Here is a 25,536-nt window from a genome sequence, read left to right as displayed (position 1 = left end):
GGGCGGGTTGAACGGAACAGCTCTGCGGCGGCTGCTGCCGCTGGTCGTGTTCGTCGTGCTCGCGGTGCTGCCGTACTCCACGCTGCAGCTGCCGGGGCTCTTCGACGGGGTGCTGAACAGCCCCGGCACGCTGCAGCTCCTCGCCCTGTGCCTCATCTTCGGCGGGGTCGCGCTCTCCTACGACCTGCTGTTCGGCTTCACCGGACTGCTCTCCTTCGGTCACGCGCTCTACTTCGCCGCCGGCACCTACGTCGCGAACCTGGCGCTGACCGAGCTCGGTTGGGGGCTCGCGCCGGCGCTCGCGCTCACCACGGTCGTGGGCATCGTGCTGCCCCTGCTCGTCGGCGGGGTGGCACTGCGGGTCTCGGGGATCGCGTTCTCGATGGTCACGCTGGCGACGGCGCAGGTCGGCTCGATCATCGTGCTCCAGGATCCGGGCGGTCTGACCGGCGGCGAGGAGGGCCTGGCGCTGGACCGCGATCAGGTGCCCGATGCGTTCGTCGGCGTGCTCAACACGGTGAACGTCTACTGGCTGGCGGTGGCGTACCTGGTGCTGGTCTACGCCGTCGTCAGCTGGGTGACCGGCTCGCGGGCCGGCCGGGTCTGGCAGGCCATCCGGGAGAACGAGCGCCGCGTCGAGGTGCTCGGCCTGCAGCCGTACGGCTTCAAGCTGCTGGTCTTCGTCCTGGCCGGACTGCTCGCGGCCCTCGGCGGCGTCGTCCACCTGCTGCTGCTCGGCGGGTCCACTCCCCGGACGACGACGGCGGACTTCACGCTCGGCCTGCTCGTCATGGTGGTGCTGGGTGGGGCGGGCAGCCGCTGGGGTGCGGTGCTCGGCGGTGTCCTCTACACCTACCTGGACAGCCGGCTCACCGATCTGGCCAACTCACCGGCCGTGCAGGACCTCCCGGCCTGGCTGCGGATCCCCCTGTCCGAGCCGCTGTTCCTGCTCGGGACGCTGTTCATCCTGGTCGTCTTCTTCGTGCCCGGCGGCATCGCCGGCCTGGTCTGCCGGCTCCGGGAACGCCGGGCGGGACGCCGGTCCGGCGACGGCGGGCCCACGCCGGGCCGTGTCGTCGAGCAGTTGCGCGACCAGGTGGGTGCGGGCATGGGGGGCGGTCAGCCCCGCGACGGCGTCTGACCGTCGGCTCGCGTCCGCCATTGATCGAAGCGGCGGGCCGGGATCGTCCTGGAGGTGGCTGGTGAGACGTGCCGCGCAGGGCCCGCCGAGACCGTGGCGGACACGTGACCGGGCTCGGCTGCTGTTCGTCGCCTGACCGCGCACCGCTGCCGGCGGTGGGACCTGGCTGCGCTGGGCGAAGCCGCCCGAGATTTCGCTGTGATCGACGAGAACTGGAGAAGTCGCGACGTTCACGGACTGTCGCGACCCTTGCCGCGTCTACCGGTGCGGCCGGTGAGCCTACGCCGAGGTGTGGCGTGGACAACACTTCGTGTGCGACGCGCCTTGGTGCTCGACTGATCCGGGGCGGGGACCCGTAAGGCCGAACCGGGGGCGGCTGGGCTCGAACGGGAAGCGTCGTCGAGTCGTGGTGACTCGGCCGACACCCTCTCGACAGGAGCATCATGATGCGCAATCGAGCACTGTTCACCGTTCTGGCCGGCGCAGCACTGCTGCCGGCCCTGGTCACCCCGGCGTTCGGATCGGACGGCCAGTACGACGATCGGTGGGACGCCGAGACCTACCACGCCCGCCTCGACCCCGTGCCGCATCACCCGCGGCCGACAGCGGGTCCGATGTGCATGGCTTCGCGCAGCTGGTCGAAGTCGACCGCGACCTGAAGGTGCAGGTGACGGCGTACGGGCTCAGTCCGCTGCTGCCCCACCTCATGCACATTCACGGCGAACTCGAGGCAGAGAACGAGTGCCCGGGCCCACGGTTCCGGGCCGGTGGGGTCAGTGAGCAGTTGATCGAAACCGCCGATGGGCTGCCCGCTTACGGCCCGATCCAGGTCACCTTCAGCACGGAGGGCGACACGAGCGCGGCCGCCGGCCTGAATCTCGACACGGCGCCCGTGGCCGGCCAGGACGGAACCTTGACCTACCAGCGCATCCTCCTCGACGTTCCGGAGGACGTCGTCGACGAACTCGACGACCTGCACATCGTGATCCACGGCGAGGACCTGGACGACGACGGGATGTACGACCCAGAGCCGATCACCGCGCTCGGCGCGCCGTTGGAGGCCGAGCTTCCGGTGGCCTGTGGTGAGCTGAACGGCGACCACGGGGCCGACCACGGCCACGGCCACGGCCACGGCCACGGCCACGGCCACGGCACGGGTCACGACCATGGCTGACCCGCTGAGCATCACCGGGTGCACGATGGCCGCGGCACACCGGTGGTAGCCGTGCCCTGCACGTTCTAGCCAGTGCTGGCCCGCGGTACTCCGGGCGAACGTTCCGGAGGTACCGCCGTCCTCGCGCATCGATCTCCGGGACACTCACTCGCCCCGCAGCGGCATCCCCGGTGTGTGCGGAGGCCAGCTGGTCAGGCGGCGCCGTCCCCTCAGGCTCGACGTCGCTGTCCCGGGCATCGTGGCGACCCGGCGAGCTCCAGGGAGCCCCGAACTCCTCCTGGGTGCGGGTGGAGCATCCCGACGCGCCGGTCCGCGCACCTTTCCTCAGCGATGCAAGGCTCCGCCGGTGAGTTGCTCGCAGACGTCGAGTAGTCGCTGTCGGAGGACGGCGCCGCGCTCGGCGAACCCGCGCTGGGCGGCCACGTACTCCGCCTTGCCCTCGGGTGTCTCGATGGCGACCGGCTCGTAGCCGTGCTCCCGCAGGTCGTACGGGGAGGCGCGCATGTCCAGCTCGCGGATCTCGACGGCCAGCTCGAAGCAGTCGGCGACCAGCTCACCGGGTGCGGCAGGGCTGAGCTTGTAGGCCCACTTGTAGAGGTCCATCCCGGCGTGCAGGCAGCCCGGCTGCTCGAGGTCGGGCTGTGTCTCGCGGGTGGGCCGCAGGCGGTTGCGAGTCACGGCCGGGGGCGTGAAGAACCGGAACGCGTCGAAGTGCGTGCACCGGATCTGGTGGGCCTCGACGACCGAGTCAGTGCCCTCGGGGCCGAGCCGCAGGGGAACGGAGTGCCGGGTGTCGCGGTCGCGGTAGACCATCGCCCACTCGTGCAGGCCGAAGCAGCCGCTGAACGCCGGCCGGGAGGCCGTCGCAGCCAGCAGCCGGTGGACGAAGCGGACGGTGTCCCCCCGGTCGGCCACGAAGGCATCGACGTCCAGGCGCACGGCCCCGTCCTCGAGGGCGTACCACCGCCAGGCAGCGTGCGGGGCGGGGGCGGCCAGCGCCACCCCCGGGCCCGGATGCCAGCGGCGCAGCCGGCCGGGCGTCTCGGAGTAGTAGGTGAAGAGGAAGTCCAGCACCGGGTGCGCCTGGCCGCGGCGGCGGCGCTCCTGGTGCGGGGCCGTCCACCGGTCGATCCGGACCTCGTGCGCGGCGGCCAGCGCCGTCCACTCGTCCCCCGCCAGGACCTGCACCGGGGGAGCCGAGGACGGACGCACCGCCCCAGGGTAGGAGGTGCTCAGTCCGGGACGGTCCCGGTCAGCCGGTGCAGCCGCAGCGCCAGCTGGACCTCCAACGCCCGCTCGGGCGAGGACCACTCCCTGCCGAGCAGCCGGCCCACCCGGTCCAGCCGCTGGGTGACCGTGTTGACGTGCACGCGCAGGGCCTCGGCAGCCCGCGCGGGCGAGTTGCCGGCGTCGAAGAAGGCCTGCAGGGTGCCCAGCAGGTCGGTGCCGCGCTTGGCGTCGTACTCCAGTACGGGGGCGAGGGTCGCGTCGACGAACCCCTGCACGTTCCGCCCCTCGCCCACGAGCAGGCCGAAGAACCCCAGCTCCTCCGCGCTGGCCGACCCACCCGCCCGGCCGAGCGCCACCAGGGTCGCCGCACAGCGGGCCGCCTCCGCGTGGGCCGCCGCCACGGCAGCGGGGCCGCGCACCGGGCCGGCGCCACCGACGGTCACCGGGCCCGCTCCGGCGCTGGTCAGGTCGCGGCACACCGTGCTCGCCGCCGCGCCCGGCGCGAGATCGGGCAGGCAGAGGACGACGCAGCCGTCCTGCGTCCCGGCCAGCCCGCCCCGGGTCGCCGCCAGGTGGGTCGCCGCCGCGAGTGCGCGCGGCCGGCAGCGCTCCTCGGCCCGCACCACGACGATCGCGTGCGGCCGGTCGAGGTCGGCCCCGAGCCGCCGCGCCCGCTCCCGGACGCCGTCGGGATCGCGCAGGGGTGAGCGGAGGAGCTCCTCCAGCAGCTCGCCCCGCACGCGGTTCTCCGCCTCGCCGGCCGTCCGGCGGATGAGCAGGAGCAGCGCGGTGACCAGCGCGGCCCGCTCGAGGATCCGCTGGTCGGCGTCGGAGAGCTCGTCGTCCCGGTGCAGCACCAGACCGCCGAGCAGCTCGCTGTCCACGGTCACCGCGGCGGTCCACCAGCTGCCGTCGCGCACCGTGCGGCCGGTCGAGCGGGCGAGGGTGAGCGCCCCGGCGGGGTCCGGGGGCAGCTCGGCGGCGGGGGAGGGGTCCGCCGGGACGATCCGGCCCTCCTCGTCCAGCACGATGATGCTGCCGCCCAGCGCCTCGGTCACCGCGGCCGCGACGCCCTCGACACCGCCCCCGCGCAGGACGACGTCGATGAACCGGTCGTGCGCCCCGGCCGCACGCTCCACCGAGGTCGTGTGGGCGCGCAGTTCCCGGCTGGCCGCCGAGAGCTCATCGAGGGCCGCCCGTGTCTCCTCGAGGAGCCGGGCGTTGTCCAGGGCGATCGCGGCGTGCGCGGCCAGGGAGCCCAGCAGGGACACCTGCGACCGGTCGAAGGTCCGCTCGGTGCGATCGGCGGCGAACAGCACGCCGATCACCTGGGAGCCGCGGATCAGGGGCACGCCGAGGATGGCGACCAGCCCCTCGTCGTGCACGCCGTCGTTGATTTGGTCGGTGTGCCGGAAGCGCGCGTCGGTGAAGTAGCTGGCCGTCGCGTAGGGCGCCGCGGTCTGCGCCACCAGCCCGCCCAGCCCGGCTCCCATCGGCAGCCGCAGCGCCTGGAAGCGGGCGGAGACCGAGCCGTCGGTGACCCGCATGTAGGTGTCGCCCTCGGCGGGGTCGTTGAGCGTCAGGTAGGAGACGTCGGTGCCGAGCAGCTGGCGGGCGCGCCGGACGATGGCGGTGAGGACGGAATCCACGCCGCGCAGGGCCGCGAGATCGTTGGCGGTGTCGAAGAGCGCGGAGAGCTCCGATTCCCGACGGCGGCGGGCGGCGAAGGCCTCCCGCACCTCCAGGGCCAGCAGCTTCACCCGTTCGAGCTCGGCCAGCTCGTCCCCGTCCGCCCCGGCCGCGCGGGCACGGACCAGCGGCCGCTCGTACTCGATCGCCCCGGCGTCCTCCAGCAGCAGCTCGAAGAACTCAGCCGCCCGTCCTGCGCCCGGCCGCGCACCGTCGCCGGCGGGAGGTGGGGCCGGGGACCGGGTCACGACCGGCATTCTCGCCGGTCGCGCGCTCAATGCGCGCTCCACCCGCCGTCCATGACCAGCGAGGTGCCGGTGACCGAGGCCGCGGACGGCGAGCACAGCCAGGCCACCGTCTCCGCGACCTCGTCGGGCTCGATCAACCGCTTGATCGCCGCCGGCGCGAGCATCACCTGCTCGACGACCTGGTCCTCGGACAGTCCGTGAGCCTTCGCCTGGTCGGCGATCTGGCCTTCGACGAGCGGCGTCCGGACGTAGGCGGGGTTCACGCAGTTCGAGGTGACCCCGTGCTCGGCCCCCTCGAGGGCGATCACCTTCGACAGGCCTTCCAGGCCGTGCTTCGCCGTCACGTAGGCGGACTTGTACGCCGAGGCCCGCAACCCGTGGATCGAGCTGATGTTGACCACCCGGCCCCAGCCCCGCTCGTACATGTGCGGCAGTGCCCCGCGGACGAGCCGGAAGGGCGCCTCCAGCATCAGCCGGAGGATGTAGGAGAACCGGTCGGCCGGGAACTCGTGCAGCGGCGCGACGTGCTGCAGGCCGGCGTTGTTGACCAGGATGTCGACGGCCAGGTCCAGGCGGTCCACGGCATCGAGGTCGGAGAGGTCGGCCGCCACAGCGGTGCCGCCCACCTCGGCGGCGGCCGCCAGCGCCGCGTCCGCATCGCGGTCCACGACGACGACGTCGGCACCGGCCTCCGCGAGGCGGACGGCGCAGGCGCGTCCGATGCCCGACGCGCCGCCGGTGATGAACGCGCGCCGTCCGACCAGGGAACCGTTGACCGCCATGGCCGGAACGCTAGGCGGCCGGTGCGACCTGCCCCACGGCCGCGACGCACACTCCGCTCGCCGTCGGCATGGTGCATCGCCACACCCTCCGGTGGGACGGTGGCGAGTCTCCGGTCGTGGCGACCGAGCGCTCGGCATGGGCGGACACCACATGGTGGGCGTCACATTCGGGTCGGTCCGGCACATGGCCCGGTCGCGGTCGTCTTCCTAGCGTCGTCGTCGACAGGTACCGCCCCTCGACGAGGAGATCTGCATGTCCGCACCCCCGGAGCAGTCCTCGACGCGCTTCGGCAGCGTCGTCGGCGCCAGCGTCATCGGCACCACCGTCGAGTGGTACGACTTCTTCCTCTACGGCTCCGCGGCGGCGCTGATCTTCCCCGCGCTGTTCTTCCCCGAGCAGTCGCAGTTCGCCGGCACGCTGCTGTCCTTCGGCACCTACGCCGTCGGTTTCGCGGCCCGGCCGATCGGGGCCCTGGTCTTCGGCCACTTCGGTGACCGGATCGGCCGCAAGAAGCTGCTGGTCATCTCGCTGCTGATGATGGGTGGCGCGACGTTCGCCATCGGCCTGCTGCCCACGTTCGGGACCGTCGGCGTGCTGGCCCCGCTCCTCCTGGTCACCCTCCGCCTCGTCCAGGGCTTCGCGCTCGGTGGCGAGTGGGGCGGTGCGGTGCTGCTGGTCTCCGAGCACGGCAAGCCCGAGAACCGGGGCTTCTGGTCGTCCTGGCCGCAGGCCGGAGCCCCTGCGGGCAACCTCCTGGCGACCGGCGTCCTCGCGCTGCTGGCGGCCTTCCAGTCCGACGCGGCGTTCGAGAGCTGGGGCTGGCGCATCCCGTTCCTGCTGTCGGCGGTGCTGATCGTCGTCGGGCTGTTCGTCCGGCTGGCCGTCAGCGAGTCGCCGGTGTTCCTCGAGGCGCAGCGGGTCGCGGCCGAGAAGGCGGCCACGACCGGCGTGGCCGAGAAGGCCCCGATCGTGACCGTGCTCGGGCACTACAAGCGCGAGGTCCTCGTCGCGATGGGCGCGCGGATCGCCGAGAACGTCTCCTTCTACGTGCTCACCGCCTTCAGCCTCTCCTACTTGATCAACGCCCAGGGGGCGGACCCCTCGTTCACCCTGAACGCCCTGGTCATCGCCTCGGCCGTCCACCTGGTGACCATCCCGCTGTGGGGGGCGCTGTCCGACCGGGTCGGCCGCAAGCCGGTCTACCTGTTCGGCGCCGTCGGCATCGGAGTCTGGGCCTTCGTGCTCTTCGGACTGCTCGACGCCGACAGCTTCGGGCTCAGCGTCTTCGCCATCACCGTGGGCCTGCTCTTCCACGGGGCGATGTACGGCCCCCAGGCCGCGTTCTTCGCCGAGCTGTTCGGGACGAAATCCCGCTACACGGGTGTCGGGATCGGCTCGCAGCTGGCCTCACTGGTGGCCGGTGCGCCGGCCCCGCTCATCGCGCTGGCGCTGCTGGGCAGCTTCGAGGATCCCCACCCCACTCGGGTCTCGCTGTACCTGCTCGCCTGCGCGGTCGTGACGGTCGTCGCCGTCCTCTCGTACCGCGAGACCCGCTCCCGCGACCTCGCTGCCGACCACGCCGTCGTGCCGAAGGTGGAGGACCACCCGGCCGAGCGGGTCTGAAGAAGGACCCCTCTGCCCCCCGCGCCTCGCAGGCTCGGCGCGGGACCCTGCAGCGGGGCCCTCCTCACGGGCTCCCCGCGACGATCGTCGCGGGGAGCCCGTTGCGTCTCAGTCGGGCGCGTTGCCCGGACGGACGATGCCGTCGTCCTCCTGTGCCTCGTCGTCGGTGGTGAGGGTGGCGTCGCCCTCCGGTGCGTCGTCGGTCTGGTCGTCCGCGACGGGCCCGTCGGTGGTGTCGGGCGACTCGCGGTAGCCGGTGGGGTCTGACTCGCTCATGGGGCTCCTCGGGCTCCTCGGGCTGTCGGGAGAGACGGGGCGCGGTCATGCCCCGCCGGGTGGGTCGGCACGCTCGGCGCGAGCCACGGCACCGTCGACCTTCGCGGGCAGGTCGTCGGGGGTGGCGGCGTCCCGGGCCACCGCGTCCTCCCGGGTCAGCGGCACGTCCTCGAACGAGGACCCGGTGTCGCTGTTGTCGCCGGTGCCTGATGCGGTCGGCACGTCCTGCTGGATCCGGTCACTGCCCGCCGGGTCGGTCATGGCTCCTCCTCCAGTTCCGCGGTGGTCCCGGGGGCATGCCCGTCGTCCGCGGCCGGAAACGGCGACGGCACCTCAGCCCGGCCGCCGTCCCCGGTGGGAACGGCGGCCCTCGACGTGAGCTGCTGGAACGGCCACCCGTCAGGGACCGACGCCGAGCCTGCGAGGCGTGGGGGGAAGGGTGGTCCTTTCTCAGAACGCGGCCTCGTCGACCTCCATGAGCGCGTTGTCGGTGTTCTCGACGATGACCCGCTCCGACGACAGCCGCGGCAGCACCTGGGTGGCGAAGAAGCGGGTGGCGGCGAGCTTGCCCTCGTAGAAGTGGCGGTCCCTCTCGCTGACCTCGCCGCCGAGCGCGGCCAGGGCCACCTCCGACTGGCGGACGAGCAGCCAGCCCGTGATCAGGTCACCGGTGGCCAGCAGCAGCCGGCTGGTGTTCTGGGCGACCTTGTACAGCGAGGTCATGTCCTCCTGCGCGGCGGTCAGGTGACCGAACATCGCGGTGAGCATGCCCTGGACGTCGGAGAGCGCGGTCGCCAGCAGAGCGCGCTCCTCCTTGAGCCGGCCGTTGCCCGCCTCGCCGTCGATCGTGGCCTGGATCTGCTCGGCCACCCAGGTCAGAGCGACGCCGCCGTCCTTCACGATCTTCCGGAAGAAGAAGTCCTGGCCCTGGATCGCCGTCGTGCCCTCGTAGAGGGTGTCGATCTTGGAGTCACGGATGTACTGCTCGATCGGGTAGTCCTGCAGGTACCCGGAGCCCCCGAGGGTCTGCAGGGACTCGGCGGTGAGCAGCTGCGTGGCCCGCTCGGAGCCGAACCCCTTCACGATCGGCAGCAGCAGGTCGTTGACCCGCCCGGCGAGCTCGGCCTTCTCGCCGTCGCCTTCGCCGGCGGCCTCGGCCTCGGTCACCTGGTCGCGGAAGCTCGCGGCGTAGAGGTACAGCGCGCGCATGCCCTCGGCGTAGGCCTTCTGCAGCATGAGCGACCGGCGCACGTCCGGGTGGTGGGTGATGGTCACCCGCGGGGCGTCCTTCGACGTCGCGGTGAGGTCGGCACCCTGGACACGGGTCTTCGCGTAGTCGAGCGCGACCTGGTAGCCGGCCGAGAGGGTCGCGATGGCCTTGGCGCCCACGAACATGCGGGCGTGCTCGATGACCTTGAACATCTGCGCGATGCCGTCGTGCACCTCGCCGACCAGCCAGCCCTTCGCCGGCACCGGGCCGTCGCCGAAGGTCAACTCGCAGGTCGTGGAGACCTTGAGCCCCATCTTCTTCTCGACGTTGGTGACGTAGGCACCGTTGCGCTCGCCGAGAGCACCGGTCTCCAGGTCGACGTGGAACTTGGGAACGACGAAGAGTGACAGCCCCTTGGTGCCGGCCTTCGCACCCTCGGGGCGGGCCAGCACCAGGTGGATGATGTTGTCCGACAGGTCGTGCTCGGCCGAGGTGATGAACCGCTTCACGCCGGTGATGTGCCACGAGCCGTCGGGCTGCTGCACGGCCTTGGTGGTGCCGGCGCCGACGTCCGAGCCGGCGTCGGGCTCGGTGAGGACCATCGTGGCGCCCCACTTGTGCTCGAGCATGAGCTCGGCCAGGCGCTTCTGGTCGGGGGTGCCCAGCTCGTCGAGGATCGCGGCGAAGGCGGCCCCGGAGCCGTACATGAAGACCGCCGGGTTGGCACCGAGGATCATCTCGAAGGCGGCCCAGGTGAGCACGTGCGGGGCGCCGAAGCCGCCGAGGTGCTCGGGCAGGTCGAGCCGGTACCACTCGCCGTCCTCGATGGCCTTGACCGACTTCTTGAAGGATTCAGGGAGCGTCACCGAGTTCGTCGCCGGGTCGAAGACGGGCGGATTGCGGTCGGCGTCGACGAACGACGCGGCGATCGGGCCCTCCGCCAGCTTGCGGATCTCGGAGAGGATCCCGCGGGCGGTGTCGGCGTCCATCTGCTCGAACGGCCCGGTGCCGAAGCGGTCCTTGGTGTCCAGGAACTCGAAGAGGTTGAACTCGAGGTCCCGGAGGTTGGCCGTGTAGTGGCTCATGTGCGTTGCGCTCCCGTGCTCCGTGCGGTGGACGGCGATCTCCTACTCGCCAGTAACAAACGGTATTACCCACGGGTAGCAACGAGCAAGTGCTCCATGAGTGACACGCCCCGACGGGGTGTGTCACTCACCGATCAGCGCCTCTTCCGGCGCCCGCGCGCCACCATGACGGCGTCGAACAACCCGACGATGGCCCCGCCCAGCGCGGCCGCCACCAGCAGCGCCACGACCAGGGGGGCGCGCACGTCGGTGAAGACCAGGCTGATGTCGACGGTCTGGGTGTTGAAGACGACGAACAGCACCAGGACGACCGTCACGAAGATGAGCAGCGAGAGTGCGAGCGTGCGACGGATCGTGCGACCGGTGCCCCGCGCCGGCTGCTGGGGCGCCGGGGCAGGAGTGGCCGGACCGGTGGACGTGGCCGGCGGCGGGCCCGCCGGCTCATTCCCACGCGAGCCGAGGGTGGGGTCGGTGCCGGGGGTGCCGGGGGGGCGTGGATCGGGAGTCGTCACGCCCTCAAGTGTGGTGCCCTGACCGGGTGGGCGCAGAGCACTCCGCGCTCACTGTGCGTCGGGCTCGGTCTCGGCCGGCGGGTAGCTCGGTCCGGCGACTCCGCTGGCGGGGCCGGGCTCCCCGCCCTGCGACTCCGGGTCCGCGGGAGGGGCGACCTCGCTGCCGATGGGGCGCGCGTGGCGGTCGGATCCGGCGTTGTCCTCATCAGGCATGGTCACGTGGACATCGTCGCCCTCGGGCGAGACCGTCGCCAATTCGCCCGCCCCGAGCCGCGAGAGCCGTTGCCCGCGTCGCTGCCGGCCGGGCGGACCCTCAGTCGGCGAGGGCGGGGCCCGCCTCGTGGCGGGGGTGCCCGGTGCTCCGTTCCCGCTGCTTCATGCGGGCCTCGTACACGTGCCGGTCGCCGTCGGCCAGCTCGGTCCGGGCCCGTCCGTCGAGGTCCCGGAACGTGGCCCAGTAGTTCGCGTCGTAGTCCTCGACGATCTGGAAGGTCCACCGGTCGGCGACGACGTTGCGGCCCACCAGATCGCGGTCCAGGTCGTCAGCGAGGGCGGTGTGCCCGGCCTGCCGGAGCAGATCGACGGCGTCCTGGAGCAGCAGGTCGGCCTTGCCGGTCAGCTGGTGGAAGCCGTAGAGCATGCCGCGTGCCTGCTCGACGGTCTCGAGCGCCTCGGAGAGCTTGCCGAGGCCCTCGACGGTGGTGTCGTCGAGGTCGGGCCGGGTCCGGTCGGTCGTCACCGGCTCATGGTGCCGGAGGAGCGGGAACGGCCACGCGTCAGGCCCGCACCGACGGCTCGGTCGGACGGCGCCGACGGCTGGATCAGACGGCGCCGACGGCGATGGCGATCAGGCGCTCGGCGAGCCGGCGGCCGTGCGCGGCCGGGCCGTCGGGCCCGAGCAGGCCCCCGGAGAGGTACATGCCGTCGATGATCAGGTGCATCTGGGCGGCGAGGTCCTCGCCGTTGCCCGGGGCGACCTCCTCGGCCAGCCGCTCCAGGCGCGTGTGCAACTCGAACTTGTAGTCCGCGGCGGCCGACCGCGCAGGGTGCTGCGGGTCGTCGTACTCGCTGCTGACGTTGGTGAAGGGGCAGCCGCGGAAGCCGGTGCGCGTCACGTCGCGCTCGACGGCGTCCACCACCGAGAGCAGGGCGGCGCGGGGGTCACCCTCCAGCCGGACCAGCTCGGCGTCGATGAAGGCGAGGACCGTGGCCGCCTTGCGGGAGAGGTAGGCCCCGACCAGGTCGTCCTTGCTCTTGAAGAGCCGGTACACCGTCATCTTGCCCAGGCCGGTCTCGCGGACGAGCTCGTCCATGCCGACACTGCGCGAACTCCGGCCGGCGAAGAGCCGCTCGGCGGTGTCCAGCACGATCGCCTGCCGCTCCGCGCGGCTGCGGCGAACCGGGGCGCCGCCGTCGGCGGCAGCGAAGGCGTCGTCGGCGGCGAGGGGCAGGGCGGCGGTCACGCAGCGATGGTGCATCACATGCGTGACGGATCAGTTCGCGGCGCGCCGGGGTTGATCGCTCTGAGTGATGAGGGGCATGCGTGTTCCGCGAGACGCCGGGGGCCGGTGGGGCCGGTGTGGCCACGGACGGTGACCAACGCCGGGTCGCCGCTGGGCGGCACCCCCGGCGCGGGGGTCAGCTCCGGCGGATGCGGCGCGGGTTGGCCAGCATGCGGGCGACCGTCACGGCCGCCGGCTCCGGCGTGCGGGACTCCTCGGTGTGGACCTCGGTGGAGTCGTCGGATACTCGTGCGTCGCGCTGGGTGTCCTCCATGCCGACCAGCCTGCCCTCACCCCGCGCCGGAGAAACAGCCTGGGGGTGGTGATCCTCCCCACGAGGGATGAGAGGTGAGTCACGTCCCCGCTGGTGGGGGCGGGTGCTCCTCTGCTGCGAGGCGCGGCTCCCAGCGGAGCGTTCGTCAGCGGAACGCTGCCATCAGGGGGTCCCAGAGCTCGATCGGTGCGGGGTAGGACGCGTAGACGCTGAACCTGTCGACCAGACCGTCGAACCGCTTCCGCGCGAGCGGGCCGATCTCGTCGGGGTCGCCGACGACCGCGAACGTCTCCAGCACCTCGTCGTCGACCAGGTCACGCATCGCCGTCCACTTGTCCTCGCGGCGGCCCACCGACAGCGCGTGCAGCTCGTCGGCCAGGGCGTCCCAGCCGTGCAGTTCGAGCACGGGCCGGTAGGCGGGCGTGCTGCCGTAGAAGGCGACGGTCGCCTTCACGGCCGCGGCGGCCGCGGCGCGCTCCGGCTCGGTGCGCCCGGTGACCACGAACCCGGGCAGGCTGATCGTCACCTCATCCCGCGCGCGACCGGACGCGGCGAGCCCCTCCTGGAGGGCGGGCAGGGTGCGCTCGCGCAGGTAGCGGGCGGTGGTGAAGCCGTGGGCGAGCAGTCCGTCGGCCACCTCGCCGGCGAGCCGGGTCATCCCCGGCCCGACGGCGGCCAGGTGCACCGGCGGCGCGCCCCACGGGTGGGCGGGCGGCGAGAACATCGGCGTCATCAACGTGTGGCGGTAGTGCTCGCCCTCGAACCGCAGCCGGGTGCCGTCCTGCCAGGCGCTCCAGATGGCCCGTAGTGCGGCCACGTACTCCCGCATGCGCTCGACCGGCGGGCTCCACGGCATGGAGAACCGGCGCTCCACGTGCGGCTTCACCTGGCTGCCCAGCCCCAGGACGAAGCGGCCGCGCGTGTAGCGCTGCAGATCGTGCGCGGTCATGGCCAGGGTCATCGGCGACCGGGCGAACGCGACCGCGATGGCCGTGCCCACCTGGAGCCGGCTGGTCGCCTGGCCAGCGGAGAGCAGCGGGAGGAACGGGTCGTGGTCGGCCTCCGAGGCCCAGACGCCGGCGTAGCCGCGGGCCTCCAGGTCGCGCGCGGTGGCCGCGACGTCGTCGATCCCGGTGGACAGCAGCGCGGCGTCGAGGAGCACGGTACGGGAGCCTGCACCACGCGACCCGGCGCTGGCCAGAGGGGACCGTCCGTCCGTACGGTCAGGGGGTGGTCGCCCGCCCCGTCGTCCCCGACGGCCCCGCCCCGCGCCGTGACAGCCGCCGCGCGGAGATCCTCGCGGCCTTCACCCGGGCGGTGGCCGAACGCGGCTACGACGGCACCAACTTCGGTGACCTCGCCGTGGAGCTCGGCATCAGCAAGGGCACGATCGTCCACCACTTCGGCACCAAGGACCGGATGCTGCGCGAGCTGCACGAGGGCTACATGCGCCGCCGGCTGGCCGAGGTGCAGCTCATCTGGGAGCGGCTGACGCGGCCGGCCGAGCGCCTGGCGGCCTTCGTGCAGTTGGGCGTCCACTACCAGGTGGTCGACCGGACCGCGACGATCGCGTTCCAGCGCGAGGTGGTCCGCTTCGCCTCCGCTCCAGGGATGGAGACGTCGCAGGCGCTGCGTCACGAGTACCGGGAACTGGTCGTCGGCGTCCTGGCCGAGGGGACGGCGGGCGGCGAGTTCCGGCCGGGCGACGACCGGCTGCGCACGCTCCAGCTCTTCGGAGCCGTGCACTGGATGTGGACCTGGTTCGACCCCGAAGGTCCCCGCAGCGCATCCGAGGTGGCCGCCTCGTTCGTCGACACCTTCCTCGGTGGCGTGCTGACCGATCCGGGTGCGGCCCAAGTCCTCGGTCATCCGGACGGCGAGGTCGCGAGGGTCGTGGCGGAGGTCGTCCGTGCGGCTCGCGCTCCGGGTCTTGACTGCGACGTGGATCACACCCCAAGCTGACCGTACGGGCGGTCAGTGGGATCGTCGGAGCGTGGAGGTGGCCGTGCCAGACCCCTCGGCGCTGCTGTACGAGCTGCTCGCCGATCTCGCCGCCGAGGGCGCCGCTCTCGACGACGTCGTGGCCGGCCTCGGGGACACCGCCTGGCTCGAGCCGACGCCGGCCGACGGCTGGACCGTCGCCCACCAGATCGCCCACCTCGCCTGGACCGACGACCAGGCCCTGTGCGCGGCGACCGATCCGGAAGGCTTCTCCGCAGCCGTCGCAGCCGCGGGTCCGCAGCTGACCGCGCTCGTCGACGACGCGGCCGCGGCGGGTGCCGCCGACCGACCGGAGCGCCTGCTCGCCCGCTGGCGGTCCGGCCGCGCAGAGCTGGCGGACCGGCTGGCCGCCCTGCCGCACGGAACGAAGCTGCCCTGGTTCGGTCCGCCGATGAGCGCCGCCTCGATGGCCACCGCACGCCTGATGGAGACCTGGGCGCACGGTCTCGACATCACCGACGCGCTCCGCCTGCCGCCGTCGGCAACCGCCCGGCTGCGGCACATCGCCCACCTCGGCGTCCGCACGCGCGACTTCGCCTTCATCCAGCACCGCCTGCCCGCTCCCGCCGAGCCGCTCCGGGTGGAACTGGCCGCGCCGGACGGGTCCACCTGGAGCTGGGGGCCCGAGGACGCCGCCCAGCGGGTCACCGGCCCGGCGCTGGACTTCTGCCTGCGGGTCACCCAGCGCCGGCACCGCGCCGACCTGGCGCTGCGTGCCGCGGGGCCGGACGCCGACCGCTGGCTGGACCTCGCGCAGGCGTTCGCCGGACCACCCGGTCCGGGTCGGCCGGCCTCGGGGGCGGAGGCGTGACCGCGCCGCTGCGGATCGGCAACGCCTCGGGTTTCTACGGCGACCGGCGGGCCGCGGTGCGGGAGATGCTCGAGGGCGGGCCGCTCGACGTTCTCACCGGCGACTACCTGGCCGAGCTCACCCTGCTGATCCTCGGGCGGGACCGCGCCAAGGACCCCTCCCGGGGATACGCCCGCACCTTCCTCGGCCAGATGGAGGAGTGCCTCGGGCTGGCCGTGGACCGTGGCGTGCGGATCGTGGTCAACGCCGGCGGGCTGAACCCGGCCGGCCTCGCCGGCGCGCTGCGCGAGCTGGCCGGCCGGCTTGGGGTCGGCGCCTCCGTCGCGCACATCGAGGGGGACGACCTGCTCCCGCGCGCCGCCGAGCTGGGCCTCGGCTCGCCGCTGACGGCGAACGCCTACCTGGGCGCCTTCGGGATCGCCGAGTGCCTGCGGGCCGGCGCCGACGTCGTGGTCACGGGGCGGGTCACCGACGCCTCGCTCGTGGTCGGCCCCGCGATCGCGCGCTTCGGCTGGGGCCGCGACGACCTCGACGCACTGGCGGGGGCGGTGGTCGCCGGGCACGTGCTCGAGTGCGGCGCCCAGGCGACCGGCGGCAACCTGTCGTGCTTCGACGAGCACCCGCTGGAGAAGCTGCTGCACCCCGGCTTCCCCCTGGCCGAGATCTCGGCCGACGGGTCGTGCGTCCTCACCAAGCACCCCGGCACCGGCGGCGTCGTCGACCGCGACACCGTCACCGCCCAGCTGCTGTACGAGATCGGTGGCCCGCGCTACGGCGGCCCCGACGTCGTCGCCCGGTTCGACACGATCGAGCTGCACGACGACGGCCCCGACCGCGTGCGCATCTCCGGTGTCCGGGGCGAGCGCCCGCCGCCCACCACGAAGGTCTGCCTCAACTCCCTCGGCGGCCACCGCAACGAGGTCACGTTCGTGCTCACCGGTGACCGCATCGACGCGAAACCCGCCTTCGTCCGGGCCCAGTTCGAGGCCGCGCTCCCGGCGCGGCCCGCGGAGCTGGTTTGGTCCCAGCTCGGGGACGGGCGGGCGGACGCCGACACCGAGGCCGGCGCCAGCGTGCTCCTCCGCTGCCAGGCGCTCGACCCCTCGCCGGACGTCGTCGGGCGGGCCTTCAGCGGGGCCGCCGTCGAGATGGCGCTCGCCGGCTACCCCGGCTTCCACCTGACCGCGCCACCCGGCAACGGCTCGCCCTACGGCGTCTACACCGCGGCCTACGTGCCGCAGACCGAGGTGCCGCACGTCGCCGTCCTCCCCGACGGCTCGCGGGTGGACGTCGCCCCGCCGGAGGGAACCCGACCCATTCAGGAGGTGTCCTCCGGAAGCTCGTGCGCTGAGTGCAGTGGCACTCGGAGCACGACCGTCGACGGACCCACCCGGTCGGCGCCGCTGGGCGCGGTGGCGCGGGCGCGCAGTGGCGACAAGGGCGGCACCGCGAACATCGGGATCTGGGCGCGCACGGACGGGGCCGCCGCCTGGCTCGCGGCCACGCTCACGCCCGACCGTGTGCGCGAGCTGCTCCCCGAGGCGGCCGGGCTGCCCGTCGACGTGCATCCGCTGCCGAACCTGCGCGCGGTCAACATCGTGATCGATGGGCTGCTCGGCCGGGGCGTGGCGGCCAGCACCCGCTTCGACCCGCAGGGGAAGGCGATCGGTGAGTGGTTGCTCAGCCGCACGCTGGAGATCCCGGAGGAGTTCCTGTGACGGTCGGGCGGCTGGCGGATCCCTGGACGACGCCGGAACGGTCGGCGCTGCGCGAGTCGGCGGCCGGCTTCGTCCGCCGGCACGTCGTGCCGGGGCTGGCGGCGTGGGAGGAGGCCGGCGAGATCCCCCGCTCGCTGCACCGCGAGGCGGCGGCGGCCGGGTTGCTCGGGATCGGGATGCCCGAGGAGGTCGGCGGGCAGGGCGGCGACCTGGTCGACGTCGTGACGATGATGGAGGCGATGGTCGAGGCCGGTGCCTCGTCCGGGCTGCTCGCAGCGCTGTTCACCCATGCGATCGCGCTGCCGCACATCGTCGCGTCGGGGAACGCCGACCTCATCGACCGCTTCGTGCGGCCCACCCGGGCCGGGGAGCTGATCGGGTCGCTGGCGGTGACCGAGCCCGATGCCGGCTCGGACGTCGCCGCGCTGCGCACCCGGGCCGTCCGTGACGGGGACGAGTACGTCGTCGACGGCGCCAAGACCTTCATCACCAGCGGCACGCGTGCCGACTTCGTCACCACCGCCGTGCGCACCGGTGGCCCGGGCACCCGCGGGGTCAGCCTGCTGGTCGTGGAGCGCGGGACACCGGGGTTCACCGTGAGCAGGCGGCTGGCCAAGATGGGCTGGCTCTGCTCCGACACCGCGGAGCTCTCCTACGCCGGCGCGCGGGTGCCGGCAGCCAACCTGGTCGGCCCCGAGGGCAGCGGGTTCGGCCAGATCATGCGGCAGTTCGTGACCGAGCGGCTGGCCCTGGCCGTGCACGCCTACGCCGTCGCCGCCCGGGCGCTGGCGCTCACCCGGCGATGGACGCAGGACCGGACGACGTTCGGTGTCCCGCTGGCCGGGCGGCAGGCCGTCGTCCACCGGCTGGTCGAGGCGCATCAACGGGTGGAACTGGCCCGCACGTACACCCGGTCGGTCGTCGTCCGGCATGCCGCGGGGGAGGACGTCACGGCCGACGCCTGCCTGGCGAAGAACGCAGCTGTGGCGGCCGGCGAGTGGGTCGTCGACCAGGCCGTCCAGCTGCACGGCGGCATGGGTTACCTGAGGGAGTCGGAAGTGGAACGGCACTACCGCGACGTGCGGATCCTGGGCATCGGCGGCGGTGCGACCGAGGTGCTCGCCGACCTGGCCGGCCGGCTGCTCGGCTATGCCGTGGACGTGCGAGCCGTGGACGTGCGGGCCGGGGACGGCCGGACCCGGGCGGCTCGGTGACCGTCCACCGGAGCACCCTCGATCCGGCCTCCGCGCAGTTCACCGCCAACCGCGCGGCCATGCTCCAGGCCCTGGCCGAGCTCGACGGCGAGCACGCACGGGCCCTGGCAGGCGGTGGCGAGAAGGCGATCGCCCGGCACCGGAAGCGGGGCAAGCTGCTGCCCCGCGAGCGGATCGAGCTGCTGATCGACCCGGACAGCCCCTTCCTCGAGCTCTCCCCGCTGGCCGCGTGGGGCTCCGACTTCGCCGTCGGCGCCAGCGTCGTGACCGGCGTGGGCGTCGTCGAGGACGTCGAGTGCGTGCTGATCGCCAACGACCCCACGGTCCGCGGCGGGGCCAGCAACCCCTGGACGCTCAAGAAGACCCTCCGCGCGATGCAGATCGCCCGGGAGAACCGGCTGCCCCTGATCAACCTCGTCGAGTCCGGCGGCGCCGACCTGCCCACCCAGAAGGAGATCTTCATCCCCGGCGGGCAGATCTTCCGCGACCTCACCCGCCTCTCCGCCGCCGGCATCCCCACGATCGCGCTGGTGTTCGGCAACTCCACCGCCGGCGGGGCCTACGTGCCCGGCATGAGTGATCACGTCGTGATGGTCGACGGCGGCGCGAAGGTCTTCCTCGGTGGACCCCCGCTGGTGCGGATGGCCACGGGCGAGATCGCCGACGAGGAGGAGCTGGGCGGTGCCGCGATGCACGGCCGGGTGAGCGGTCTGGCCGACCACGTGGCCGTCGACGAGAGGGACGCGATCCGGATCGGCCGGCGGATCGTCGCGCGGCTCAACTGGCGCAAGCGGGGTCCCGAGCCCAGCCCGTCCCTGCCGCCCCGGTACGACGAGGACCAGCTGCTCGGCATCGTCGGCGCCGATCTCGCCCAGCCCTTCGATCCCCGCGAGGTGCTGGCCCGGATCGTGGACGACTCCGATCTGGACGAGGTCAAGCCGCGGTACGGGTCCAGCCTGGTCACCGCCTGGGCGCGCATCCACGGCCGCCCGGTCGGGATCCTCGCCAACGCGCAGGGCGTGCTGTTCAGCCAGGAGGCGCAGAAGGCCGCCCAGTTCATCTAGCTGGCCAACCAGACCGACACCCCGCTGGTCTTCCTGCACAACACGACGGGCTACATGGTCGGCCGGGAGTACGAGCAGGCCGGGATCATCAAGCACGGCGCGATGATGATCAACGCCGTCGCGAACAGCCGGGTGCCGCACCTGTCGGTGCTGCTCGGCGCCTCCTACGGCGCCGGCCACTACGGCATGTGCGGCCGGGCGTTCGACCCCCGCTTCCTGTTCGCCTGGCCGTCGGCGAAGTCCGCGGTGATGGGCCCGGCCCAGCTCGCCGGCGTTCTGTCCATCGTGGCGCGTGCCGCCGCGGAGGCCAGGGGGACGGCGTTCGACGAGGAAGGCGACGCCGCCATGCGCGCGGCGGTCGAGGCGCAGATCGAGGCGGAGTCGCTGCCGGCCTTCCTCTCCGGACGGGTCTACGACGACGGGATCATCGACCCCCGCGACACCCGGACCGTGCTGGGCCTGTGCCTCTCGGCGATCGCCAGCGGCGAGGTCGAGGGCATCGGGTCGGGATCGGGCGGTCTGCGGCAATCAGCCGGTTTCGGCGTCTTCCGGATGTGAGTGGAGCAATGCCCTCCGAGAAGCGGTCCTCCGAGAAGCGGTCTGCCGAGAAGCCGATCACCAGAGTCCTGGTCGCCAACCGTGGCGAGATCGCCCGGCGGGTCTTCCGCACCTGCCGTGACCTGGGGATCGGCACCGTGGCGGTGTACTCCGATGCGGACGCCGACAGCCCGCACCGCGCCGACGCCGACCGCGCCGTCCGGCTTCCCGGGTCCGCTCCCGGCGACACCTATCTGCGCATCGACCTGCTGCTCGACGCCGCACGCAGCTCCGGCGCCGACGCAATCCACCCCGGCTACGGCTTCCTGTCGGAGAACGCCGGGTTCGCGCAGGCGGTGATCGACGCCGGACTCATCTGGATCGGTCCCCCGCCGGCCGCCATCGCCGCGATGGGCTCGAAGGTCGAGGCCAAGAAGCTGATGGCGGGCGCCGGTGTGCCCGTCCTGCCGGAACTGGACCCGGCCGAGGTGACCGAGGCCGACCTGCCGGTGCTGATCAAGGCGTCGGCAGGTGGTGGGGGCCGGGGGATGCGGGTGGTGCGCGCGCTCCCCGATCTCCCCGACGAGATCGCGACCGCCCGCGCCGAGGCGGCGTCGGCGTTCGGCGACCCCACCGTGTTCTGCGAGCCCTACGTCGAGGCCGGCCGGCACCTGGAGGTCCAGGTCCTCGCCGATGCCCACGGCACCGTGTGGTCGCTCGGGGAGCGGGAGTGCTCGCTGCAGCGCCGGCACCAGAAGGTCGTGGAGGAGACGCCGTCCCCCATGGTGGACGACGACCTGCGCGCCGAGCTGTCGGCCGCGGCCGTGGCCGCCGCGAAGGCGATCGACTACGTCGGGGCCGGCACCGTGGAGTTCCTGGCGCGCACTCCGCGACCGGGCGAGCCGGCGGCCTTCTGGTTCCTGGAGACCAACACCCGGTTGCAGGTCGAGCACCCCGTCACCGAGTGCGTCACGGGGCTGGACCTCGTCGGCTGGCAGCTGCGGATCGCCGCAGGGGAGCGGCTGCCCGCCGAACCGCCGCGGTCCAACGGTGCCGCGATCGAGGTCCGCCTCTATGCCGAGGACCCGGCCCAGGGGTGGCGCCCGTCCAGCGGCACGATCAGCCGCTTCGCCGTGCCGGGCGTGCGGACGGAGTTCGACGTCCCCGACCGGCCGGGCATCCGGCTCGACGCCGGCGTCGTCGACGGCACCCCGGTCGGCGTGGCCTACGACCCGATGCTGGCCAAGGTCGTGTCCTGGGCGCCGACGCGGGCGGAGGCCGCGGGGCGGCTCGCCGCCGCGCTCGCCGGGGCGCGGGTGCACGGCGTCACCACCAACAGGGACCTGCTGGTGCGCACCCTCCGCCACCCGGACTTCCTGGCCGGCCGCATCGACACGGCGTTCTTCGACCGCATCGGGCTGGACGCGCTCGCCGCCCCGCTGGCCGGGCCGGACGAGGTGGACCTCGCCGTCCTCGCCGCCCCGCTCGCCGCGGCCGCCGCCCGGCGACGCGACGCCCGGGTGCTGGGGGAGCTGCCGAGCGGGTGGCGGAACGTCCCGTCACAGCCGCAGTCGGCCGCGTTCGAGGTCGCGGGCACGACCGTCGAGGTCGGTTACCGGCGCACGCGTGCCGGGCTGGTCGTCGAGGGCCGCGACGACGTCGTCCTGATCTCCGCGACGCCGGACGAGGTGGTGCTCGAGGTCGCCGGCGTGGAGCGCCGGCTCGCGGTGCATGCCGTCGGCGACGCCGTGGACGTCGACGGCGACGGCTGGTCCCTGCGGCTGCGGACGCTGCCCCGCTTCCCCGACGCCGCGGCGACCGTGGCCGAGGGGTCGCTGGTCGCGCCGATGCCCGGCACCGTCACCGCCGTCCGCGTCGCGGTCGGGGACGCGGTCACGGCCGGGCAGCAGCTGCTCGTGCTCGAGGCGATGAAGATGCAGCACCCCGTCGTGGCACCGGCCACGGGTGTGGTGCGCTCCCTGGACGTCGTCCTGGGGGCTCAGGTGGACGCGGGCGCCGTGCTCGCCGTGATCGAGGCGGAAGGAGAAGGGTGAGCCTGGACTTCGACGAGGGCGAGGAGCTGCGGGCGCTGCGGGCAGCGGTGGCCCACCTCGGCTCCCGCTACGGCCAGTCCTACTTCCTGGAACAGGCCCGCTCCGGCGGCCGCACCGACGCGCTGTGGGCGGAGGCGGGCAAGGCCGGCTTCCTCGGGGTGACCCTGCCCGAGGAGTACGGCGGCGGGGGCGGTGGCCTGGTCGAGCTGTCGATCGTCCTCGAGGAGCTCGGCGCCGCGGGCTGTCCGCTGCTCATGATGGTGGTCTCGCCGGCGATCTGCGGCACCGTGATCAGCCGCTTCGGCACGCCGGAGCAGAAGGAGCGCTGGCTCCCGGCGCTCGCCGACGGCTCGCAGACCATGGGTTTCGCGATCACCGAGCCCGACGCCGGGTCCAACTCGCACGAGATCAGCACCGTCGCCCGCCGGGACGGCGACGAATGGGTGCTCACCGGCCGGAAGGTGTGGATCAGCGGCGTCGACCAGGCCGACGCGCTGCTCGTCGTGGGCAGGCTGGCCGACGGCCGGGCGGGAACCTCCGGGAAGAGACTGCGCCCGGCGTTGTTCGTCGTCCCCACCGATGCCCCTGGCGTGACCGCGCACCCGATCCCGATGGAGCTGGTCAGCCCGGAACGGCAGTTCCAGGTCTTCCTCGACGACGTCCGGCTGCCCGGCGACGCCCTCGTGGGCCACCCCGACCAGGGCATCGCGCAGCTGTTCGCCGGGCTCAACCCCGAGCGGGTGATGGCCGCGGCCTACTCCCTCGGCGTCGCCCGGCTGGCCATGCGCAAGGCGACGGAGTACGCGCGGCAGCGGCAGGTCTGGGGGACGCCGATCGGCGCCCACCAGGGCCTGGCGCACCCGCTGGCCGCCTGCCAGATCGAGATCGAGCTGGCCCGGCTCATGACCCAGAAGGCCGCCTGGCTCATCGACTCCGGCCAGGACGCGGGGACGGCCGCCAACAGCGCGAAGTACGCCGCCGCCGAGGCCGCCGCCCGCACCGTCGACCAGGCGATCCAGACCCACGGCGGCAACGGCCTCTCGCAGGAGTACGGCGTCGCCGCCCTCCTCGCGATCTCCCGCGTGAGCCGGATCGCGCCGGTCAGCCGCGAGATGATCCTGAGCTTCGTCGCCCAGCACGACCTGCAGTTGCCCCGCTCCTACTGACCACTTCGGCCCCCCGAACGGAAGGACGACGATGTCCGCACCGCGTATCCACACCAGCGAGTACCCGCCGGTGGACACCCCGACGACGCCGATCTGGCAGACGGTGCTGGCGGATGCCGCCGACCGGGGGGACCATCCCGCGCTGATCGACGGCGTCAGCGGCCAGACGATCACCTACGCCCAGCTCGCCCGGATGGTCGAGCGGATGGCGGCCGGCTTCGCCGAGATCGGGGTGCGGCCCGGCGACGTCGTCGCGCTGCACAGCCCGAACACCGTGCTCTATCCGGTCGTCTTCTACGCGGCCAGCCGCGCCGGGGCCACGGTCACCACGCTCTCGGCCCTGGCCACGGCGAAGGACATGGCCAACCAGCTCGAGGACAGCAATGCCTCGATGGTGATCACGGTCGGCGCGCTGCTGCCGGTCGCGGTGGAGGCGGCCGGCGACCGGCCGGTGTGGACCTGTGACACGGTCGAGGGGCACCGCAGCGTGCAGGAGCTGCTCGCCTCAACGGGTCCGGTACCGGAGGTGGCCGTGGACGCCGCCGAGGACGTCGCCGTGCTGCCCTACTCCTCGGGCACCACCAGCCTGCCGAAGGGCGTGATGCTCACCCACGCGAGCATCGGCGTGAACCTGGCGCAGATCGACGCCGTCCACACCATGACCAGCGAGGACCGCATCGTCGCCGTCCTGCCGTTCTTCCACATCTACGGGATGACCGTGCTGATGAACGTCGCGCTGCGGAAGGGCGCGACGGTCGTCGTGCTGCCGCGCTTCGAGCTCGACCGGTTCATCGACGTCCTCGAGCAGCACCGGATCACCCGCGCCTACGTGGCGCCGCCGGTGGTGCTCGCGATGGCCAAGCACCCCGCGTTCGAGGGGCGCGACTTCTCCGCGCTCGAGTTCATCCTGTCCGCCGCCGCGCCGCTGGACGCCGAGCTCGGCGCGCTGGCCTCCCGCCGCATGGGCGCCGAACTAGGCCAGGCCTACGGGATGACCGAGCTGTCACCCGGCACCCACCTCGTCCCCGACGGCACCGCGCACGACGCGCCGCCCGGCACCATCGGCAAGCTCTTCCCCTCCACCGAGGCGCGGCTGGTGTCGGTCGAGACCGGCGAGGACGTGGGGTTCGGTGAGGAGGGCGAGATCTGGATCCGCGGCCCGCAGCGGATGAAGGGCCACTTCGGCCGCCAGGAGGAGACCGACACCCTCATCGACGCCGACGGCTGGCTGCACACCGGCGACATCGGGACCGTCGACGAGAACGGCTGGTGGCACGTCGTCGACCGGGTCAAGGAGCTGATCAAGTACAAGGGCTACCAGGTGGCGCCGGCCGAGCTCGAGGCCGTGCTGCTGGCCTCACCCGACGTCGCGGACGCCGCGGTGATCGGCGTGTACGACGATCGCGGTGACGAGGTGCCCAAGGCCTTCGTCGTCCGCGCGCCGGGCAGCAGCGCGACCGAGGACGACGTCCTGGCGTTCGTCGCCGAGCGGTCCGCCCCGTACAAGCGGGTGCGCCAGGTCGAGTTCATCGAGGCGGTGCCGAAGTCGGCCAGCGGCAAGATCCTGCGCCGCGAACTCCGGGTGAAGGAGAAGGCGACCGCCGGGAACTGACGCCGCGGTGGGGCCGGGATCGCCGTCCCGCCCCACCCGCGGACTCAGGCGTCCGGGGTGTCCGCCCCGCCGGGGCCGCCCTCCGCACCCTCGGCGGGCTGGTCGGGGTGGGGGGTCCGGCCGCCGGGCTGGTCGCCGGGCTCCTCCGAGCCCTCGGCCGGCTCAGCGGTGTGCGCGGGGCGGTCCGGGTCGGTCATCGCGGGTCCTCCTCGATCCGTCGGGTCCGCTCGCCCAGTGCCCGCACGTCCGCCGGCTGAACCGCAGCCCCCTGACGGTGGAAGTGAGATGCAGGGCCTCGCCAGGGTCGGGCTACGAGGCGCTGGACGGCCTGGCGAGCCAGGCAGCCCACACGTCTCGCGCGATGTCCTCGTAGCGGTCTGCGGGGCCGGCGATGTCCTCGTCGAACCAATACACGAACTCCTCGTGCACCAGCGCGAGGACATCGTCGACGGACCGTGCTCGCGGGAGGCGCGCGACGATGCTCTCCGCCTCGGGGCGGTACTCGTCCGGGTTGTCGCCGAAGTTGATGCCCACCGGGTCGTGGCGGTACAGCAACGCCTCTACCTCGGCGATCAGCGACAGCGCCATCACACCGTCACCGTAAGGGGGACC

The 25,536-nt window shown here is 73.1% G+C and carries 25 protein-coding genes and 1 pseudogene; 12 read left to right on the top strand and 14 right to left on the bottom strand.

Annotated features, from left to right (window positions below; translation table 11 throughout):
- The first annotated feature begins 7 nt into the window (after positions 1-7).
- The 3 genes from CHB94_RS05455 (at position 8) to CHB94_RS05445 (ending at position 2,315) form a co-directional block, all read left to right on the top strand.
- The gene (locus CHB94_RS05455) at positions 8-1,141 is read left to right on the top strand and encodes a branched-chain amino acid ABC transporter permease (protein ID WP_217899181.1); all 1,134 of its coding nucleotides are present in this window, start codon (positions 8-10) and stop codon (positions 1,139-1,141) included.
- A gap of 443 nt (positions 1,142-1,584) precedes the next feature.
- A complete protein-coding gene (locus CHB94_RS05450; protein ID WP_089335550.1) occupies positions 1,585-1,800 on the top strand; it encodes a hypothetical protein in 216 nt (71 codons plus the stop codon).
- Between the two features lie 8 nt (positions 1,801-1,808).
- Positions 1,809-2,315, top strand: coding sequence for a hypothetical protein (locus CHB94_RS05445; protein ID WP_141137425.1), 507 nt, complete (start codon positions 1,809-1,811; stop codon positions 2,313-2,315).
- Positions 2,316-2,639: 324 nt separating this feature from the next.
- Here the strand turns inward: CHB94_RS05445 and CHB94_RS05440 are convergent, their stop codons facing one another.
- From CHB94_RS05440 to CHB94_RS05430, 3 genes are read right to left on the bottom strand one after another with little or no spacing between them, the layout of a single operon-like run.
- On the bottom strand, positions 2,640-3,527 hold the full coding sequence (locus CHB94_RS05440; protein ID WP_217899180.1) for a 3-methyladenine DNA glycosylase: 888 nt from the start codon (positions 3,525-3,527) through the stop codon (positions 2,640-2,642).
- Positions 3,528-3,547: 20 nt separating this feature from the next.
- Positions 3,548-5,491: a helix-turn-helix domain-containing protein gene (locus tag CHB94_RS05435; protein ID WP_089335547.1), complete on the bottom strand. Its 1,944-nt coding sequence runs from the start codon at positions 5,489-5,491 to the stop codon at positions 3,548-3,550.
- A 17-nt stretch (positions 5,492-5,508) separates the two neighbouring features.
- Positions 5,509-6,264, bottom strand: a complete 756-nt coding sequence (locus CHB94_RS05430; RefSeq protein WP_089335546.1) for a 3-hydroxybutyrate dehydrogenase — start codon at positions 6,262-6,264, stop codon at positions 5,509-5,511.
- Positions 6,265-6,517: 253 nt separating this feature from the next.
- On the opposite strand from CHB94_RS05430, the gene CHB94_RS05425 reads away from it, so the two are divergent.
- Positions 6,518-7,888 (top strand): MFS transporter, encoded by a 1,371-nt coding sequence (locus tag CHB94_RS05425; protein ID WP_089335545.1) that lies wholly within the window; start codon positions 6,518-6,520, stop codon positions 7,886-7,888.
- Between the two features lie 108 nt (positions 7,889-7,996).
- On the opposite strand, the gene CHB94_RS25015 is transcribed toward CHB94_RS05425, so the two are convergent.
- The 9 genes from CHB94_RS25015 to CHB94_RS05395 form a co-directional block, all read right to left on the bottom strand.
- Positions 7,997-8,164, bottom strand: coding sequence for a hypothetical protein (locus CHB94_RS25015; protein ID WP_176445431.1), 168 nt, complete (start codon positions 8,162-8,164; stop codon positions 7,997-7,999).
- Between the two features lie 45 nt (positions 8,165-8,209).
- Positions 8,210-8,425, bottom strand: a complete 216-nt coding sequence (locus CHB94_RS05420) for a hypothetical protein (RefSeq protein WP_089335544.1) — start codon at positions 8,423-8,425, stop codon at positions 8,210-8,212.
- Between the two features lie 189 nt (positions 8,426-8,614).
- The gene (locus CHB94_RS05415) at positions 8,615-10,459 is read right to left on the bottom strand and encodes an acyl-CoA dehydrogenase (RefSeq protein WP_089335543.1); all 1,845 of its coding nucleotides are present in this window, start codon (positions 10,457-10,459) and stop codon (positions 8,615-8,617) included.
- Positions 10,460-10,593: 134 nt separating this feature from the next.
- Complete coding sequence (locus CHB94_RS05410) at positions 10,594-10,971, bottom strand: lipopolysaccharide assembly protein LapA domain-containing protein (protein ID WP_089335542.1); 378 nt, start codon at positions 10,969-10,971, stop codon at positions 10,594-10,596.
- 48 nt (positions 10,972-11,019) lie between these two features.
- On the bottom strand, positions 11,020-11,190 hold the full coding sequence (locus CHB94_RS25010; protein ID WP_176445418.1) for a hypothetical protein: 171 nt from the start codon (positions 11,188-11,190) through the stop codon (positions 11,020-11,022).
- Between the two features lie 94 nt (positions 11,191-11,284).
- Positions 11,285-11,710, bottom strand: a complete 426-nt coding sequence (locus CHB94_RS05405; RefSeq protein ID WP_089335541.1) for a hypothetical protein — start codon at positions 11,708-11,710, stop codon at positions 11,285-11,287.
- Positions 11,711-11,792: 82 nt separating this feature from the next.
- Positions 11,793-12,434 carry a TetR/AcrR family transcriptional regulator gene (locus CHB94_RS05400; protein WP_254920417.1) on the bottom strand — a complete coding sequence of 214 codons (642 nt, stop codon included), beginning with the start codon at positions 12,432-12,434 and terminating at the stop codon, positions 11,793-11,795.
- Positions 12,435-12,609: 175 nt separating this feature from the next.
- On the bottom strand, positions 12,610-12,747 hold the full coding sequence (locus CHB94_RS25005) for a hypothetical protein (protein WP_176445430.1): 138 nt from the start codon (positions 12,745-12,747) through the stop codon (positions 12,610-12,612).
- Between the two features lie 145 nt (positions 12,748-12,892).
- Positions 12,893-13,909, bottom strand: coding sequence for a TIGR03617 family F420-dependent LLM class oxidoreductase (locus tag CHB94_RS05395; RefSeq protein WP_089335540.1), 1,017 nt, complete (start codon positions 13,907-13,909; stop codon positions 12,893-12,895).
- A gap of 68 nt (positions 13,910-13,977) precedes the next feature.
- Here CHB94_RS05395 and CHB94_RS05390 point away from each other — a divergent pair, with 68 nt between their 5' ends.
- The 8 genes and pseudogenes from CHB94_RS05390 to CHB94_RS05355 all read left to right on the top strand — a co-directional run bounded on the left by CHB94_RS05390 (position 13,978) and on the right by CHB94_RS05355 (position 24,924).
- On the top strand, positions 13,978-14,709 hold the full coding sequence (locus CHB94_RS05390; protein WP_089335539.1) for a TetR/AcrR family transcriptional regulator: 732 nt from the start codon (positions 13,978-13,980) through the stop codon (positions 14,707-14,709).
- A gap of 43 nt (positions 14,710-14,752) precedes the next feature.
- Positions 14,753-15,559 carry a TIGR03084 family metal-binding protein gene (locus CHB94_RS05385; RefSeq protein ID WP_089335613.1) on the top strand — a complete coding sequence of 269 codons (807 nt, stop codon included), beginning with the start codon at positions 14,753-14,755 and terminating at the stop codon, positions 15,557-15,559.
- Complete coding sequence (locus CHB94_RS05380; protein ID WP_089335538.1) at positions 15,556-17,277, top strand: acyclic terpene utilization AtuA family protein; 1,722 nt, start codon at positions 15,556-15,558, stop codon at positions 17,275-17,277. The genes CHB94_RS05385 and CHB94_RS05380 overlap by 4 nt, the downstream gene beginning before the upstream one ends.
- Positions 17,274-18,491, top strand: coding sequence for an acyl-CoA dehydrogenase family protein (locus CHB94_RS05375; protein ID WP_217899179.1), 1,218 nt, complete (start codon positions 17,274-17,276; stop codon positions 18,489-18,491). The genes CHB94_RS05380 and CHB94_RS05375 overlap by 4 nt, the downstream gene beginning before the upstream one ends.
- Positions 18,492-18,550: 59 nt before the next feature.
- Positions 18,551-20,113: pseudogene (locus CHB94_RS05370) on the top strand (acyl-CoA carboxylase subunit beta).
- Positions 20,114-20,121: 8 nt separating this feature from the next.
- Entirely contained in the window at positions 20,122-22,146 is a 2,025-nt protein-coding gene (locus CHB94_RS05365; protein WP_089335537.1) for an ATP-binding protein, read from the top strand.
- A complete protein-coding gene (locus tag CHB94_RS05360; RefSeq protein WP_254920416.1) occupies positions 22,143-23,312 on the top strand; it encodes an acyl-CoA dehydrogenase family protein in 1,170 nt (389 codons plus the stop codon). Before CHB94_RS05365 ends, CHB94_RS05360 begins: the two co-directional genes overlap by 4 nt.
- 31 nt (positions 23,313-23,343) lie before the next feature.
- Positions 23,344-24,924, top strand: coding sequence for an AMP-binding protein (locus CHB94_RS05355; RefSeq protein ID WP_089335536.1), 1,581 nt, complete (start codon positions 23,344-23,346; stop codon positions 24,922-24,924).
- A 44-nt stretch (positions 24,925-24,968) separates the two neighbouring features.
- Here the strand turns inward: CHB94_RS05355 and CHB94_RS25000 are convergent, their stop codons facing one another.
- Positions 24,969-25,121, bottom strand: a complete 153-nt coding sequence (locus CHB94_RS25000; RefSeq protein WP_176445429.1) for a hypothetical protein — start codon at positions 25,119-25,121, stop codon at positions 24,969-24,971.
- A gap of 112 nt (positions 25,122-25,233) precedes the next feature.
- On the bottom strand, positions 25,234-25,512 hold the full coding sequence (locus tag CHB94_RS05350; protein WP_089335610.1) for a hypothetical protein: 279 nt from the start codon (positions 25,510-25,512) through the stop codon (positions 25,234-25,236).
- Between the last annotated feature and the right edge of the window lie 24 nt (positions 25,513-25,536).

Source organism: Blastococcus mobilis, from assembly GCF_900188025.1.
Lineage (GTDB): Bacteria > Actinomycetota > Actinomycetes > Mycobacteriales > Geodermatophilaceae > Blastococcus_B > Blastococcus_B mobilis.
The sequence above is the reverse complement of the archived record's forward strand: the minus strand, read 5'-3'. Positions and strand labels throughout refer to the sequence as shown.

What these genes read in the sequence shown, in the direction of transcription:
- CHB94_RS05350 (WP_089335610.1), bottom strand. Translation starts at nt 25,512, where the DNA reads ATGGCGCTGTCGCTGATCGCCGAGGTAGAGGCGTTGCTGTACCGCCAC.
- CHB94_RS05365 (WP_089335537.1), top strand. Translation starts at nt 20,122, where the DNA reads ATGCCCTCCGAGAAGCGGTCCTCCGAGAAGCGGTCTGCCGAGAAGCCG.
- CHB94_RS25015 (WP_176445431.1), bottom strand. Translation starts at nt 8,164, where the DNA reads ATGAGCGAGTCAGACCCCACCGGCTACCGCGAGTCGCCCGACACCACC.
- CHB94_RS05415 (WP_089335543.1), bottom strand. Translation starts at nt 10,459, where the DNA reads ATGAGCCACTACACGGCCAACCTCCGGGACCTCGAGTTCAACCTCTTC.
- CHB94_RS05430 (WP_089335546.1), bottom strand. Translation starts at nt 6,264, where the DNA reads ATGGCGGTCAACGGTTCCCTGGTCGGACGGCGCGCGTTCATCACCGGC.
- CHB94_RS05425 (WP_089335545.1), top strand. Translation starts at nt 6,518, where the DNA reads ATGTCCGCACCCCCGGAGCAGTCCTCGACGCGCTTCGGCAGCGTCGTC.
- CHB94_RS05435 (WP_089335547.1), bottom strand. Translation starts at nt 5,491, where the DNA reads ATGCCGGTCGTGACCCGGTCCCCGGCCCCACCTCCCGCCGGCGACGGT.
- CHB94_RS25000 (WP_176445429.1), bottom strand. Translation starts at nt 25,121, where the DNA reads ATGACCGACCCGGACCGCCCCGCGCACACCGCTGAGCCGGCCGAGGGC.
- CHB94_RS05450 (WP_089335550.1), top strand. Translation starts at nt 1,585, where the DNA reads ATGATGCGCAATCGAGCACTGTTCACCGTTCTGGCCGGCGCAGCACTG.
- CHB94_RS05420 (WP_089335544.1), bottom strand. Translation starts at nt 8,425, where the DNA reads ATGACCGACCCGGCGGGCAGTGACCGGATCCAGCAGGACGTGCCGACC.
- CHB94_RS05355 (WP_089335536.1), top strand. Translation starts at nt 23,344, where the DNA reads ATGTCCGCACCGCGTATCCACACCAGCGAGTACCCGCCGGTGGACACC.
- CHB94_RS25005 (WP_176445430.1), bottom strand. Translation starts at nt 12,747, where the DNA reads ATGGAGGACACCCAGCGCGACGCACGAGTATCCGACGACTCCACCGAG.